This is a genomic window from Cellulomonas hominis, assembly GCF_901521055.1.
Taxonomy (GTDB): Bacteria; Actinomycetota; Actinomycetes; order Actinomycetales; family Cellulomonadaceae; genus Cellulomonas; species Cellulomonas endometrii.
This window is the reverse complement of record NZ_CABEGA010000021.1, coordinates 49,220-61,846: the sequence shown is the minus strand read 5'-3', so window position 1 is coordinate 61,846 and position 12,627 is coordinate 49,220. Positions and strand designations below refer to the sequence as shown.

General features: G+C 70.5%; 18 protein-coding genes and 1 tRNA gene. 13 read left to right on the top strand and 6 right to left on the bottom strand.

Translation table 11 applies throughout. The annotated features are described in order from the left end of the window. The 4 genes from KJP73_RS06200 to KJP73_RS06185 form a co-directional block, all read left to right on the top strand. Window positions 1-734, top strand: a 734-nt coding sequence (locus KJP73_RS06200) for a class F sortase (protein WP_213281922.1), incomplete at its 5' end; no start/stop codon positions are given. Then, window positions 731-1,375, top strand: coding sequence for an RNA polymerase sigma factor (locus KJP73_RS06195; RefSeq protein WP_249669147.1), 645 nt, complete (start codon window positions 731-733; stop codon window positions 1,373-1,375). The genes KJP73_RS06200 and KJP73_RS06195, both read left to right, overlap by 4 nt. After that, the gene (locus KJP73_RS06190; protein WP_213281921.1) at window positions 1,356-2,138 is read left to right on the top strand and encodes an anti-sigma factor; all 783 of its coding nucleotides are present in this window, start codon (window positions 1,356-1,358) and stop codon (window positions 2,136-2,138) included. Before KJP73_RS06195 ends, KJP73_RS06190 begins: the two co-directional genes overlap by 20 nt. Window positions 2,139-2,228: 90 nt before the next feature. Further along, window positions 2,229-2,301 (top strand) — tRNA-Arg (locus KJP73_RS06185). Here KJP73_RS06185 and KJP73_RS19700 read toward each other — a convergent pair. Next, window positions 2,260-2,589: a helix-turn-helix domain-containing protein gene (locus tag KJP73_RS19700; protein WP_213281927.1), complete on the bottom strand. Its 330-nt coding sequence runs from the start codon at window positions 2,587-2,589 to the stop codon at window positions 2,260-2,262. The two genes, KJP73_RS06185 and KJP73_RS19700, sit on opposite strands and share 42 nt — an antisense overlap. 152 nt (window positions 2,590-2,741) lie before the next feature. On the opposite strand from KJP73_RS19700, the gene KJP73_RS19695 reads away from it, so the two are divergent. The 4 genes from KJP73_RS19695 (at window position 2,742) to KJP73_RS06165 (ending at window position 5,916) form a co-directional block, all read left to right on the top strand. Continuing rightward, entirely contained in the window at window positions 2,742-3,674 is a 933-nt protein-coding gene (locus KJP73_RS19695; protein ID WP_433995150.1) for a helix-turn-helix domain-containing protein, read from the top strand. A gap of 250 nt (window positions 3,675-3,924) precedes the next feature. Beyond that, entirely contained in the window at window positions 3,925-4,785 is an 861-nt protein-coding gene (locus KJP73_RS06175; protein ID WP_213281920.1) for a ParA family protein, read from the top strand. Between the two features lie 8 nt (window positions 4,786-4,793). Next, window positions 4,794-5,327: a hypothetical protein gene (locus tag KJP73_RS06170; protein WP_213281919.1), complete on the top strand. Its 534-nt coding sequence runs from the start codon at window positions 4,794-4,796 to the stop codon at window positions 5,325-5,327. A gap of 49 nt (window positions 5,328-5,376) precedes the next feature. Beyond that, window positions 5,377-5,916 carry a hypothetical protein gene (locus KJP73_RS06165; protein ID WP_213281918.1) on the top strand — a complete coding sequence of 180 codons (540 nt, stop codon included), beginning with the start codon at window positions 5,377-5,379 and terminating at the stop codon, window positions 5,914-5,916. A gap of 75 nt (window positions 5,917-5,991) precedes the next feature. Here KJP73_RS06165 and KJP73_RS06160 read toward each other — a convergent pair whose 3' ends face one another. After that, a complete protein-coding gene (locus KJP73_RS06160; RefSeq protein ID WP_213281917.1) occupies window positions 5,992-6,729 on the bottom strand; it encodes a hypothetical protein in 738 nt (245 codons plus the stop codon). 361 nt (window positions 6,730-7,090) lie between these two features. Here KJP73_RS06160 and KJP73_RS06155 point away from each other — a divergent pair, with 361 nt between their 5' ends. The 5 genes from KJP73_RS06155 (at window position 7,091) to KJP73_RS06135 (ending at window position 10,039) form a co-directional block, all read left to right on the top strand. After that, complete coding sequence (locus KJP73_RS06155; protein WP_213281916.1) at window positions 7,091-7,771, top strand: hypothetical protein; 681 nt, start codon at window positions 7,091-7,093, stop codon at window positions 7,769-7,771. Further along, window positions 7,768-8,316, top strand: coding sequence for a hypothetical protein (locus KJP73_RS06150; RefSeq protein ID WP_213281915.1), 549 nt, complete (start codon window positions 7,768-7,770; stop codon window positions 8,314-8,316). Before KJP73_RS06155 ends, KJP73_RS06150 begins: the two co-directional genes overlap by 4 nt. A 271-nt stretch (window positions 8,317-8,587) precedes the next feature. Next, a complete protein-coding gene (locus tag KJP73_RS06145; RefSeq protein WP_213281914.1) occupies window positions 8,588-8,887 on the top strand; it encodes a DUF4326 domain-containing protein in 300 nt (99 codons plus the stop codon). A 184-nt stretch (window positions 8,888-9,071) separates the two neighbouring features. Beyond that, window positions 9,072-9,347 (top strand): hypothetical protein, encoded by a 276-nt coding sequence (locus KJP73_RS06140; RefSeq protein ID WP_213281913.1) that lies wholly within the window; start codon window positions 9,072-9,074, stop codon window positions 9,345-9,347. A 179-nt stretch (window positions 9,348-9,526) separates the two neighbouring features. Continuing rightward, window positions 9,527-10,039 carry a hypothetical protein gene (locus KJP73_RS06135; RefSeq protein WP_213281912.1) on the top strand — a complete coding sequence of 171 codons (513 nt, stop codon included), beginning with the start codon at window positions 9,527-9,529 and terminating at the stop codon, window positions 10,037-10,039. Between the two features lie 52 nt (window positions 10,040-10,091). Here KJP73_RS06135 and KJP73_RS19495 read toward each other — a convergent pair whose 3' ends face one another. The 4 genes from KJP73_RS19495 to KJP73_RS06120 form a co-directional block, all read right to left on the bottom strand. Then, the gene (locus KJP73_RS19495; protein ID WP_283770220.1) at window positions 10,092-10,217 is read right to left on the bottom strand and encodes a hypothetical protein; all 126 of its coding nucleotides are present in this window, start codon (window positions 10,215-10,217) and stop codon (window positions 10,092-10,094) included. A 95-nt stretch (window positions 10,218-10,312) separates the two neighbouring features. After that, window positions 10,313-10,564: a hypothetical protein gene (locus tag KJP73_RS06130; protein ID WP_213281911.1), complete on the bottom strand. Its 252-nt coding sequence runs from the start codon at window positions 10,562-10,564 to the stop codon at window positions 10,313-10,315. Window positions 10,565-10,682: 118 nt separating this feature from the next. Beyond that, complete coding sequence (locus tag KJP73_RS06125; RefSeq protein ID WP_213281910.1) at window positions 10,683-10,835, bottom strand: hypothetical protein; 153 nt, start codon at window positions 10,833-10,835, stop codon at window positions 10,683-10,685. A gap of 463 nt (window positions 10,836-11,298) precedes the next feature. Then, window positions 11,299-12,492, bottom strand: coding sequence for a DUF4062 domain-containing protein (locus KJP73_RS06120; RefSeq protein ID WP_213281909.1), 1,194 nt, complete (start codon window positions 12,490-12,492; stop codon window positions 11,299-11,301). Window positions 12,493-12,627: the final 135 nt, after the last annotated feature.

Sequence of the window (12,627 nt, the reverse complement as noted above, 5' to 3'; positions counted from 1 at the left end):
CACCCACCGTGTCCCCCACCGACGCCCGGCCACGCCGCAGCCCCCGCCGCGTGACCGGGCTCCTCGTCGCCCTCGGCCTCGTCGGGCTGGGGACCGCCGGCGTGCTCGGGACCGTGGTGGGCGTGCAGGAGCCGGGGGTGACGGTCCTGACCTCTCCGCCGCCGGCGCCGTCGGGAACGCCGTCGGGATCGCCCTCGCCCGTGGCCGACCCCGCGACGGGCTCCCTCCCGCCGGTGCCGGTGGCCCCCGCGACCCCGCCACCGGCCGGTGCCGCCGATGCCCTGGCCCCCGTCCGCGTGGTCGTCCCGGCCCACGACATCGACGTCCCCGTCGACCCCGTCGGGGTCGCCGCCGACGGGCAGATGGAGATCCCCCCGCTCGCCGAGCGCGGCGGCTGGTACCGGTTCGGCGCGGACCCGGGCGACGCCACGGGCACCACGGTCGTCGCCGCGCACGTCGACTCCGTGGCGTCCGCCGGCACCGGCCCGTTCGTCCGGCTGGGCGACGTCGCGCCCGGCGAGCAGGTCGAGGTCGGCCTGGCCGACGGCAGCGCGCGGTCCTACCGGGTCGAGAGCGTCACCCGGTTCCCCAAGTCCGAGGCCCGGTGGCCCGACGTCTTCACCCGCGACGGCCCCGCGCGGCTGGCGCTGGTCACGTGCGGCGGGGCGTTCGACACCGGCACCCGGCGCTACACCGACAACGTGCTGGTCATCGCGACCCCGGTCGGCGCATGATGACCCCGGCGACGCCCGCACCCCGCGCGGTCGTCCGGCACGCGAGGAGGCGCGCCCTGTCCACGCCCGTCGCGCACCTGCGCCCCCCACCCGAGTGGGACGACGCCGAGCTGGGGCGCGCCTTCCAGGCCGGCGACGAGCAGGCGCTCGCGGAGGCGTACCGGCGCTGGTCCGCGTTCGTGCACACGGTGGCCCTGCGCTCGCTCGGGTCGGCCGCCGACGCCGAGGACGTCACCCAGCAGGTGTTCGTGTCCGCCTGGCGCGGGCGCACGGGGTTCGACCAGGCGCGGGGCCCCCTGCGGGCCTGGCTCACCGGCATCACCCGGAACGCCGTCGCCGACGCCCTCGGCCGCCGCACCCGCGACGTCCGGGACGTGCAGGCCGTGGCGGCGCGGGCGTCCCGCGACCCGGAACCCGACGTGGCGCTCGTCGCCGACCGCGTCGTCGTGGTCGACGAGCTCGACCGGCTGGGGGAGCCGCAGCGGACCATCCTGGCCCTGGCGTTCTACGCCGACCTGACGCACGGCGAGATCGCGCGGCGGCTCGACCTGCCGCTCGGCACCGTGAAGAGCCACATCAGACGTAGCCTGCTCCGGCTGCGCGACCGGTTGGAGGTGGACGGTGCGGCACATCGACCCTGACGCCGTCGCGCTGGCCGCGCTCGGCGAGCCGCTCGACGCGGACGACCGCGCGCACCTCGCGTCGTGCGCGGACTGCGCGCGGGAGGTCGCGTCCCTCGCCGCGACGGTCGCCGTCGGGCGCGCCGCCACCGACGAGCACCCCGTGCCGCCGCCCGACGCCGTGTGGGAGCGGGTGCGGGGCGAGCTCGGGCTGTCGCCGGGCCTGCTGCCGGGCGTACCGCTCGTGCCGGGAGTGCCGGGAGTGCCGGACGCGCCGGACGTGTCTGCACCCGTCACGGCCGAGCCGGCCGCCGCCACGCCGGTGCCTGCGCCCGAGCCGCGCCGCAGCCGCACCCGGTGGGTGCTCGCCGCGGCCGCCGCGGGGCTGGTGGTCGGCGGCGTCGGCGGCGGGCTCGTCGTCGCCGGACTGCAGCGCGCCGACTCCGAGCAGGTCCTCGCCGAGGCGCAGCTCGACGCGCTCCCCGGCTGGTCCGCCACCGGCGACGCCGTCGTCGAGGAGGACGCCGACGGGCGCCGCACCCTCGTCGTCCGGCTCGCCGGCGCGGAGGGCGACGGTTTCCGCGAGGTGTGGCTGCTCGACCGCGAGGCGACCCGCCTGGTCGGGCTCGGCGTGCTCGACGGCGACGAGGGGCGGTTCACCATCCCGGTCGGGCTCGACCTGGACGACTTCGCCGTGGTCGACGTGTCCGCCGAGCCGTTCGACGGGGACCCGGCGCACTCCGGGGACAGCATCCTGCGCGGGGAGCTCTCCACCCCGGCGTGAGCGGCTGCCCGCGGTGTGACGGGGCTGACGGACCGCCGGTTTGGGTGCGGGGCCCTGGACCTGTATTCTCGTCTGCGGCCCTCGGGCCACGCGCCCGTAGCTCAATGGATAGAGCATCTGACTACGGATCAGAAGGTTGGGGGTTCGAGTCCCTCCGGGCGCACAGCGCACAACCCCCGTCCGGGTCACCCTGGGCGGGGGTTTCTGCATGCCCCGTCTGGATCCAGTGGAGCTGGACCCCCGTGGCGAAGGCCCAGGCGATCACGTACGCCCGACGGGGAAGGCCCTCATCGCTCTCGAGCTTGCTGATCGTCCGGCGGGAGACGCCCGCGACGTCGGCGAGCTCTGACTGGCTCAGACGCGCGAACTCGCGCGCCTTGCGAAGCCGGTCACCCACGCCCCACTCGGGCACCTGGCCAGCTGCGAGGACGTCGGCGGGCTGAGTCGTCATGCGGCGATGCTAGCGGCACACGCACCGCGACGCCAGACGCGCACTGGACGGCGCGCGGCATTCAGTGCTCAAATGCGCACCATGCCTCCTTGTCGTCCCGTCAGCCGCGAGACGTCGCCAGTCGTCCCCCGTCGCTTGAGGCGGTGGTCGCCATGAGCCTGGTGAGCATGGTCTGGGCTCTCAAGGACGCACCCTTGCCCAACGATCCCGTGGCCCATCTCGTGCTGATCGCCTACGCCGACCACGCCAAGGATGACGGCACGGCCGCCTGGCCTTCGGTCGCGACGGTGGCCCGGTACGCCCGCTGCACGCCACGCACCGTCCATACCAAGCTGCGCCTGCTCGTCGAGTACGGCGTCATGCGCCCCGGTGACCAGCGACTCGTCGACCACCTGCCCGCGAACCGCCGCCCCGTGGTCTACGACCTCGTGATGAACCCCGGTCCTGACGACGCCCTCGCGCCCACTCGCAGCGTCCCCGCGGTCGGCAGAGGTGAAACCGCAGGTCAGGCTGGGGTGAAAATCCTTCACCCCAGAATCCAAGGCCTCCAGCCCGCATCTGTGGATAACCCGGCTCCTGGGGTGAACCCTGCTTCACCCCAGGAGCCCGCTGCTGTGGAAAACCCCCTTGTAGGGATGAACGGCGCTTCACCCCTACCTGTGGAAAACGCTGATCTTGGGGTGAAGCAGTCGTCACCCCAGGGACGGGCCTGGGGTGAAGCGCCGGGTGCGGCTGGGGTGAAGCTGTCTTCATACAAACCGTCCCTAGAACCATCCAGTAAAAACCAGCGGTTACCCAAGTCGGGAACGTCACCTGGAGTTATCCACAGCTCAGACGGTCACGACTCGTCCCGCCGGACCGACCTGTGCGTGCTTCACCGCGGTCTGCGGGTTCCGCCCCGATGCGCCGACTGCGCCGCCACCCGGGCGGCGAACGACGCGGCTCAGACCCACGAGCCGGCGACCTGCCCCCACGGCGACCCCGGTGGTGCGGGGAGGTGCGCGCTGTGTCGGCGTGGCCTGCTCCCCGACGTCGCTCCATGGGACGCGGTCCGTCCCACTACGCAGACGCCGCGGTCCGCGTGACGCCCCTGCGCACGGGGAGTTCGTACCGCGTCAACGGATCTCACTTGGCGTCGTTGATCACGTGGTTCGGCCGAGTGTGTTGCGTAGGTGGTGGAGTGTCCGAGTGAGTGCCCGCAAGTAAGTCAAGGTGTGCATCACAACCAAGCAATCCAAGCCTTGTGTTGCTTGCAGTGTTGAAACAGAAGCGAAGCCCAATGTCACTTGCGTGACGCTTGCTTGTCTTGGATTACTTGTTCATCAGGAGGCTCAAGTGGCACTGACAGCGTCCATCGCCAACAACAAAGGCGGCGTCTACAAGACCGGCACGACTGTCCAGCTGGCGGCCGGGTTGGCGCGTCGGGGGCTCAACGTCCTGGTGGTCGATCTCGACCCGCAGGCGAACGCCTCGCGACGCTTGGGCGTGACGTGGGACCCGAGCAATCCGACGCCAACCATGTCAGAGGTCATCGCCGCGAACGCCGACGGAGCGGGCGCTGGCGCGGTCGTCGCCTGCGGCTGGGGCGAGGACGTGCCAGAGGCCAAGCGCATCGACGTCCTGCCAGCTCGCTTCGATCTGGGCAACCGGGAGAACGAGGCGGGCGCCGTCGGCGCCGTCCGCCGAGTGCGGAAAGCCCTGCGGGGTTGGACCGAGGCCTACGACGTAGTCCTCATCGACACCCGCCCAGACTTGGGTCACCTGGTGCAGATGGCGTTCGCCGCAGCCGACACCGTCCTCATCGTCACAAGTCCCGAGTACGACCCGGTCGAGGGCGCCGTCCGAGTCCGGGACTTCGTGAGTCAGCACGCCGAGGACATCGGCAACGACAGGCTGACGGTCGGGGGCGTGATCGTCACGATGCGACGCAACACCTCCGAGCAGAACTTCCAGCTCGAAGGGCTGCTCGAGACCTTCGGAGATCTCGTGTGGGACCTGCGCACGACGCGGCGCCTGCTCGGCGGTGACGACCAGGAAGTCACCCCCTCGTACATCCCGATGCGCACTCGATTCTCCGAGGCCGACAGTGCCGCCACCTCGCTGTCCGCCTTCCCGCGCGACGCCACAGGCCTGCTCACCACCGCGATCTTCGACCAGCTCGCTGCCCGCTTCGCCGCTCGACTCCTCGAGAAGTGAGGACCACCATGACCGCCCGCCCCGCCCGCCGCCGCCCCGATGCGAGCAGCCCCATACTCGCCGTCCACGTCGAGACCGTCCGGACCCCAGCCTCGCCAACCAAGGGCGCCGGCGAGGCCGCCGTTGCAACCCCCGTGGCTTCGGGCGTGCGAGGCGACCGATCGACGGCCGGGGGCATCGAAGATGCGGCGCCGCTCGGCACCCCGGGTTTCCATGCCGTGCATGGGACGCGCCCCTCGCTGGCGGGGGACAGCGCCGCTCCGAGCAAGGGAGCGCCCGACGACGCTCCACGGGTGCCGACTGACTATCAGCGCGGCCCGAAGGCGACAACCTCCCTCGCGCTCGGGGTAGAGCTGAAGTCGCGCGCAGAGACCGCGGTCTTGCGCACGAGCCCGCTACCAGGCGGCGCCCGGTCGCTCACCGCGCTCATCAACGAGGCGGTCGCTCGAGAGCTGATCCGGCTCGCTGACGAGCTCAACGACGGCACCCCGTTCGAACCCAACAGAGGCGCCTTCCGGATGGGGCGCCCCTTCGGGAGCTGAGAACCCACCACCACACCGACACCCATCAGCCCCTAACGAAGGAACCGCAATGCCCCAGGACCCCGCACTGATGACCGTCACAGAGCTCGTCGACGGGTTGCGCGCCGGCGCCTCCGGATCTCTGAGTTCAGAGGCAGGCGTCGAGCTGCTGATCCGACACTGGCGGTGGCTGCCCCGACCTGAGTTCATCCGTGAGTGCGTCCGCGCGAACGGCGCAGGGGATCGCCTTCGCGTCGATTGGATCGCGGTCGAGCGGTACGTCGCCGCGGTCGAGGGGGAGCCGGGGGAGCGGGCGATCGCGCGGATAGCCGCCCAGCTCGCCGGCCATCGTGACCCGGTCGCCACACCCCTAGAGACGATGTCGATGCACCCGTTGGGGTGGCTGCTGGCGTCGCTGACCCGCGAGGACGTGGACCTGGTGCTCGCAGCGATCGCACACGCCGCCGGCAGCCACCGGCAGATCGAGCACGTGGGGGAGCCGGACGACACAGGCCGGTGGCGGGTCACCTCAGCGAGCCCACGCCTGCGGCACGCAAGCCTGCATCCCTGGCCTTCGCCAGCGATCCCCGGCCTCGAGCCGCGCAGCTGATGCCCGCGAGCACAAGCGCCCCTCATCAGCCCTGCGCAGTCGAGTAGGCGAGTCTGGGCCGGCGCGGGTCCGCGTTCACGCACCCCACGTGGCTGCGATCAAGATCGGCACGGCCACCGCGGCGATGAACTGCCACACGCCCGCCATCACCCGTCGGAGCGTGCTGGAACCCTCGTTTCCAGTCACCGGGGGCGTCGGACCAACGTCGATCACCTCGCCCTTCACCAAAGCGATCGCGAGATGGCGGGCGCGCCTGGCCGCGTAGATCTCGGTGCCGGTTGCCGCGGCCCTACGCAGCTCGTCGGTCACGCCGTCACGTGCCCCGAGCCGCGCAGCCTGCCGGTCTACCCGGTCGAGCTGCCTACGCAGTGCCAGCCTCGAAGCCAATCCAGTCGCGCGCTGCGGCTTCTTGCGCGGCACGACCAGGGGACGTAGCGCGTAGAAGAGCTCGATGTCGGCACTCCCCCATCTACGGTTGGCCGCGATCAGGCCGGTGTAGATCGGCCAAGCCACCACGGCATACGCAATGGTCAGGACGAGCGAAACGTTCACCGGGGTCTCCCACGAGCGGTCGCCGTCGGGCTGACCCACGTAGATCGTCAGCGTCAGGATGACGGGCATCAGCGCCGCGTACGCGATGGAGCCCCAGAACGCTCCTGGCCGGCTGAGGCTCATTCGCAGATATCGCGTGTGGACCTCGTCCAAGTCCGCCAGCTCGGGCGCCGTGAACCCCAAGCTCTTGAGCCGTCGAGCCCACCTATCCGAGGTCGGCTGAGTCGCCGTGCCCCCCTGCTGCGCCACCGCCGTGTTCATGAGCCATCACTCTGGCCTGCACCGACGTCAACTTCATCATCGGTCCCCCATCTGGAGCACCGCCAGCTTGCATGCAGCCCAGCATGCTTGCTGTCTTGCCCGCACAGCCCCTTCTATCCGGGGCCCTTGGCCTGGTTCGGGTTGAGCGCGACCGCGACCACGCGTCCCGCCATGCCTGCACCAACCGCACCGTGCTCCCAAGGACTTGATGCTGTAGACCGCGCCGACCGCGTAGGTGGCCGAGCGCCGCAGCACGAGCGCATCAGCCTGGGACCCTCAAGAGCGCTAGACCACGACCCTTACTGCCTACTAGAGTGGACAGTGCAGCCGCGCCGAACTACTCCCTGAGGAGCGCCTGCCCATGTCCGAAGCGAACGTCATCAAGCGACCGAAGGTGGGCGGTCGGGACCTCCGGGTCCGGCAGGCCACCGGCGCCGCGCGAACCCGCCTACGCCTCGCTCTGGACGCGCAGAACGGCGACGGGACCCGGGACGTGCGCGAGGAGCACGCCCGGACCGAGGCCCTGAATGCCGCGCTGAACCTGCTGTCTGCGATCGGGCAGCCGGTCCGTGCGCCGCGCGGGCCGCACCGCTTCGCCACCCCCGGGCCAGCCGCCAGGCCGGTGAAGGTCGTCACGGAGCTGGTGGGGGTGTCGCTGACTCCGCGAGAGGTCGCGAACGTGCGGGCCGCGCTCGGGGCGCGTCAGGTGGCGCTGGGCCGTCTGGCGGAGCCGGGGGTGGAGCTGTACGTCGCCGCGATGGCCCGCGTGGAATCCAAGGTGAGGGCTGCAGGCGCGCGCAGGTGGGTGACCGTGACTGCGCTGCCCATCCAGCGCCGCGCGTCGTCGAAGCGCGACGCGGAGGACGTTGTCGACCTGCTCGGTGCCGTCGCTGCCGGCGCCGACGGCGGCACCGACCCGGACATCGAGCCGTGGGTCGGCGTCGCCGACCAGCTCGCCTCGATCGAGGACGTCGCAGTCCTGCGCCAGCTGCTCGCGGACGTGACCGCCCGCGTCACCGCCGCTGACATGGACGCCTCATGAGCAGGGCCCTCGACCTGGTGCTTCTGGAGCTCGAGGAGCGGCCGTGGACCGAGGATCGGATGATGCGGATGCTGCGTCAGCGGTACACCGCTCTGCGGGCCGGCACGGCTGCCGACCGGTACGTGCGCGCCGCACACGTGCCGACGCCATCGACGTTCCGCAAGGACGTCGATCGGATCGCGGACTACCTCGTCCTGGACACGTACGGGCGGACCGACCTGCACGGGTTCGAGGTCAAGGTGTCCCGCGCCGACCTGCTGGCCGAGCTGCGCGACCCGGCCAAGGCGGAGGGCTGGTCGCGGTACTGCGACCGGTGGTGGCTCGTTGTCCCAGATGCGGGGATCGTCGGCGACGACCTTCCTGACGGCTGGGGGCTTCTGGTCGTCGACCCTCGTGGCACCCCGGCGGCCCCGCGACTGCGAGCAGTCCGCGCCGCGGCACGCCTGCCCCGGCGGGCCATGCCCCGCACCGTGCTGGGGCAGTGGACTCGATGTGTCGCCAAGACCGCACGCCTTGAGCTGCACCTCGACGGCACCTCGTCATGACCGTGCGCGCCGCGGCCGCCGCGCTCGCCGACGACGAAGGAGCAGGTCCGCTGACCACGGAGCAAGCTCGTAGGGCCGGTCGCCGCAAGCGGCTGCGGGAGAACTGCGACGGCGGCGTGCACTGCCCTGTGCCTGGGCACGTCGTCATACGTGGCGGCGGTCATCACCGGCGCGTGTGGGGCCACGTCGGCCTCACCGCCGGGCAACGCAGGACGCTGCGCGAGCGCCGGGAGGCCGCGTCCCGCGGTCCGGTGCCCGGTGGTCGTACCCGATGACGCTCCCCGGCGACGTCGCGCCGGTCCGGGTCCAGATGACGCGCCGGGCCGGTGGCTGGCGCCACGAGCATCCCACCGCGGTGATCGTCGCGCGCCCGACGCGATGGGGGAACCCGTTCCCGGTGTCGCGGTACGGGCAGGACCAGGCCGTGAGAATGTTCCGGACCTGGGTCGCGACCCGCAACAGCCACACCACCGGCCACCGGTTGCTGGACACCGAAGACGCCGACGACCGCTTCGACTGGCTGCTCGGACACCTACAGGACCTGACCGGGCGGGACCTGGCGTGCTGGTGAAAGCCCGGGACCGCGTGCCACGCCGACGTGCTGCTCGAGCTCGCGAACGCGCCGAACGCTCCTGCCGAGCCGTGACGTGCAGACGCACGCTGAGCCGGCCGGCGCTGGGGAGCCGCGTGGACGTCATGACCTGCGGACCGACATGCTGGGCGTCGCAGCAGACGTCCGGGACGGGAGTATCGCGATGCCGCAGGGCGGACGCGCACGGTTCGAGATCAGGCAGTTCGGTGACGAGACGCGCGTCGTCGACGCGAGCGGCGTGACCCTCCCGAAGGACGTGGCCGACCTGGTGAACGACCTGCGCAGCGCGCGCCGGGACGAGGACGCCGCCAAGGACCGGCAACGCTCGATCGTCCAGCAGCTCGTCGCGGCCGGCGCCTCCTGGTCGGTCATCGGCTGGTGCGTCGGGATCAGCCGTGAGATGGCACGCCGGCGGTTCAGCAACGACCAGCTGAAGTAGCCCACCTCGACCGCACGTGAAGTGCCCGCCCTACCCAGCTCCGGAGGACAGCATGAACAACGACTCGAACGGTGACGCGGGCCGCCCGCCGGCGCGGCGCCGGCCGTCGTGATGATGCGTTCGCTAGTGATCCGACCAGGCCGGTGTGCTTCCGTGATGCAGCGGGGGAGGTTCGACGGGTGGCTGTGACGTTCTACACCGACCCCGACGGCTGGGAGGGGTTCGAGATCTCCGTCGACGACCCCGGCCATGGCCGCGTTCGACTGCGTCGTCTCGGAGCAGACGACAGCGACGCAGCGCTGTTCGGTGACCGGCTGTTCGCCGTCCTGGCACACGTCACGCAGGCGGTCCTCGAGCAGGTCCCGGTCGACCTTCCTGGGCTGTACCGGCTCAGCGCTGAGGAGTGTCGTGCGCTCCTGCCGCAGCTGCAGAAGGCGGTCCTGCTCGCGGCCGCGGGCACGGACCGGTACGAGCGTCTGACCTCTGAGCCGGACCAGCCGCCCACGGAACCGCTGTGCGTCAACTGCCGGCAGGGATCGCCGTTAGCGGACGGGGTGACCATCTCGTCATCCTGCCTGGAGTACGGGCACCACCCGTTCGCCTACCCCGCTGGAACGACCTGGGAAGAGGCGCAGGAGACGTACCGACGTGACCTGCTCTGGTGGCAGACCAACCACGACCGCGACGTCTAGGCCGCCTGCGGCTGCCGCTGCACATCAGCGGCGCGGATCCAGACGGCGCCGGTCATGACGCGCAGTCGATGATGCGGATGCGCACCAGGGTGCGGGTCCACTCCAGGGCGAGGGTCTCGATCGTCTCGGTGCCCGTCTCCCAGTGCAGCCGTGCGGTCACGGGGACGGGCTGCTCCACGTCGTGATGAACACCCGGTGGGACGGGGTGCTGGTTCCGCAGCGTCACCGCCGCGGCGATCCGCGACTGCCCACCGGGAACGCGCTGCGGCAGGCTCACCGGCGGGTAACCGCGGACGCCCAGACCCAGGCCCAGCCCTCGCGGCCGTGGTCGTCGACGTAGTGCACGTGGACGACTCGGTCCGTCCAGGCGACGGCCTCGCCGTCGACCTGGACGTCCCGACCGTGCGCGTCCACGATCCACGCCCGCACCTGCGGAGCCTCGTCAGGGCGGGTGACGCGGGCGCCGGCGTACGCCCTGGCCGGCACCTGGCGGGCCATCTCGCGCATCGGGACTCGGTCGATCACTCACCAAGTATCGAACACGCGTTCGACTGCGCCAGTGGTCTTCGACTCAGAGCAGCGGGGTTCCCATGCTTGTGACGAAGGTTGCGACGATGATCGCTGAGGGCGACTCCGACCATCGTCAGCACGATCGAGATGATGAACGCGACGGTCCCGAGCGGTTTCTTGCGACCGACTTGCCGACGCTGAACAGGATGATCGCGGCCCCGCCGAACAGGAGCGGCACGAACACGATGGTGATCACGGCCAGGGGCAGGGCGATGAGCGACAGCATGTGCGAGACCGTCGCCGGCGGCAGCTGGTGGTACATCGGCACCGGTGCCGGCGCGAGGTGCGCGGCCCGCGGGCCCGACTGCTGCTGCTAGGGCACAGGCCCCGGAGCGGCGCCTGGTGGCCGGACGTCGGCTGGTAGTACGTCGGCGCGGGGGTGGGTGTCTGGAACGTCGGCGGGTGCGGGTCGGCCGGCGCCGAGACGGGGCCTCGGTCGACGGGCGGCTGGAAGGGATCGGCCACCGTTCTCCTTAGACGACAGCTGCGACTCGCTGAATCGTGTCAGCGCCCGTACCGCCTACCTGGGGGCAGTAGTGAGGCCAGGTCGGCGCCGACCGGCGACGCTGCCCTGACGACGACCAGTGCCCGACCAGCGGGGCAACGGGTGCTGTCGGAGTGCGACCACGCCCCGGAGCTATCCCGTGTGCTCCGGGGCGTGGCCACGTCGAAGGATCCGTTCGGCTCGACTACATCGCCCCTTCGGACGGGTCGCGCCCGGTCTCCACCGGCACCGGCTTGCGGAGCGCCCTCAGTCGCAGCAACTGCTGCTCCCCGCGCTCCGTCAGGCGCCAGTATGTGCTCGTGTCACTGCCTGGACGACGCTTGGTGCCCTTCTCGATAAGCCCGAGAGCGGAGAACTGAACCTTCACATCGTTGAAGCTATCGATGGTGACGTCGACGTCGTAGATCCGCCCGACACGGTTGTCCTCGGCCCCATTGTCTTCGGAGTCGTCGTGGGATTCTGCGTCGGTGTCCTCTGCTGCATCGGCGCCGTCGTCACCGCTGTCGTCGTCCTTCAGCAAGTCACGCCGAGCGAGCCCGTCGCACAGAGAGGACAACCGCTTGCGTAGGTACTCCTCGGAGGCCTCATCCATGAGTTCAGGTCCTACGTGCTTGAGGACATCATTCCACGTTGGGTTGACCGTCCAGAGCGCGCGTTGCCGGTTTGTCACGTACGCCTCCTCGGCGTCGATCCTCCACTGCCACTGAAATTCGATCGTGCATTCGAGCGGAGCGGAGTCGTCGCCCTGAACGAGGTCGGAGGGGTCCACCGCCGAGGCCTTCTGCCGCTGTTCATCGTGGAGGTCCGCCGTAAGTTCGCGCACCCTTGCCCTCAGCTCGGCCAGTTCGGCCTTAACCCCGGGCGTCATGGCTTCACTGGCCCGGATCCATCCGACAGCCGGGTGTGACTTGCGAATCTGCATGATGGCGAGCGCGACTTGACCTGGTAGATCGCCTGGCTCGTGCCAGTACTTGACCATCCTCTTCTCGATCTTGTCGCGGAACGCGTCCAGCTTCTCACGCAGGTGCTTGTCGAGGTCGAGTTTGTCACCAGGCAACTTTCCGGGGCTGCCGTGCAAAAATCCCATGATCGGCTTCTTGGTCCTCACGGCGTAGTCGAACTCCATCTCCGTGTATGAGAGCTGCTCGGCGTCGTCCACACTGCCGTAGCGCCCGCCAACGATCACGACGTAATAGTCGCAGAGGTCGATAACGCCCTTTATTAGATCCCACTTCTCGCTGTCAGACGCGGGGAACAGCTCCATGCCGGAAGGGATGCAGTCGGCTTCGAGGAGGGTCTGAGTGACGGCGCGACGCTCATCAACCAAGTCCTTGAAGGTGGAACTGATGAAGACCTGCTCGCGCTTCTCAACGGCCATGCCCACGATTCTAGGCGCCAACGCCTACAGCCGAGAGGTGCGGGGAACACGTGTCACTCGGTCCGCCCAGGCAGACGATTCAGGACGTCGACGCTCATCGGCAGGGCCACCCACCCCCTCGGCGTCCGGCGCAGG

Bases quoted from the DNA above. Each gene is read 5' to 3' on its own strand.
- KJP73_RS06160 (WP_213281917.1), bottom strand. From the start codon at position 6,729: ATGAACACGGCGGTGGCGCAGCAGGGGGGCACGGCGACTCAGCCGACC.
- KJP73_RS06150 (WP_213281915.1), top strand. From the start codon at position 7,768: ATGAGCAGGGCCCTCGACCTGGTGCTTCTGGAGCTCGAGGAGCGGCCG.
- KJP73_RS06125 (WP_213281910.1), bottom strand. From the start codon at position 10,835: ATGCTGTCGCTCATCGCCCTGCCCCTGGCCGTGATCACCATCGTGTTC.
- KJP73_RS06120 (WP_213281909.1), bottom strand. From the start codon at position 12,492: ATGGCCGTTGAGAAGCGCGAGCAGGTCTTCATCAGTTCCACCTTCAAG.
- KJP73_RS06165 (WP_213281918.1), top strand. From the start codon at position 5,377: ATGCCCCAGGACCCCGCACTGATGACCGTCACAGAGCTCGTCGACGGG.
- KJP73_RS06140 (WP_213281913.1), top strand. From the start codon at position 9,072: ATGCCGCAGGGCGGACGCGCACGGTTCGAGATCAGGCAGTTCGGTGAC.
- KJP73_RS06145 (WP_213281914.1), top strand. From the start codon at position 8,588: ATGACGCTCCCCGGCGACGTCGCGCCGGTCCGGGTCCAGATGACGCGC.
- KJP73_RS06170 (WP_213281919.1), top strand. From the start codon at position 4,794: ATGACCGCCCGCCCCGCCCGCCGCCGCCCCGATGCGAGCAGCCCCATA.
- KJP73_RS19700 (WP_213281927.1), bottom strand. From the start codon at position 2,589: ATGACGACTCAGCCCGCCGACGTCCTCGCAGCTGGCCAGGTGCCCGAG.
- KJP73_RS06155 (WP_213281916.1), top strand. From the start codon at position 7,091: ATGTCCGAAGCGAACGTCATCAAGCGACCGAAGGTGGGCGGTCGGGAC.
- KJP73_RS06195 (WP_249669147.1), top strand. From the start codon at position 731: ATGATGACCCCGGCGACGCCCGCACCCCGCGCGGTCGTCCGGCACGCG.
- KJP73_RS19695 (WP_433995150.1), top strand. From the start codon at position 2,742: ATGAGCCTGGTGAGCATGGTCTGGGCTCTCAAGGACGCACCCTTGCCC.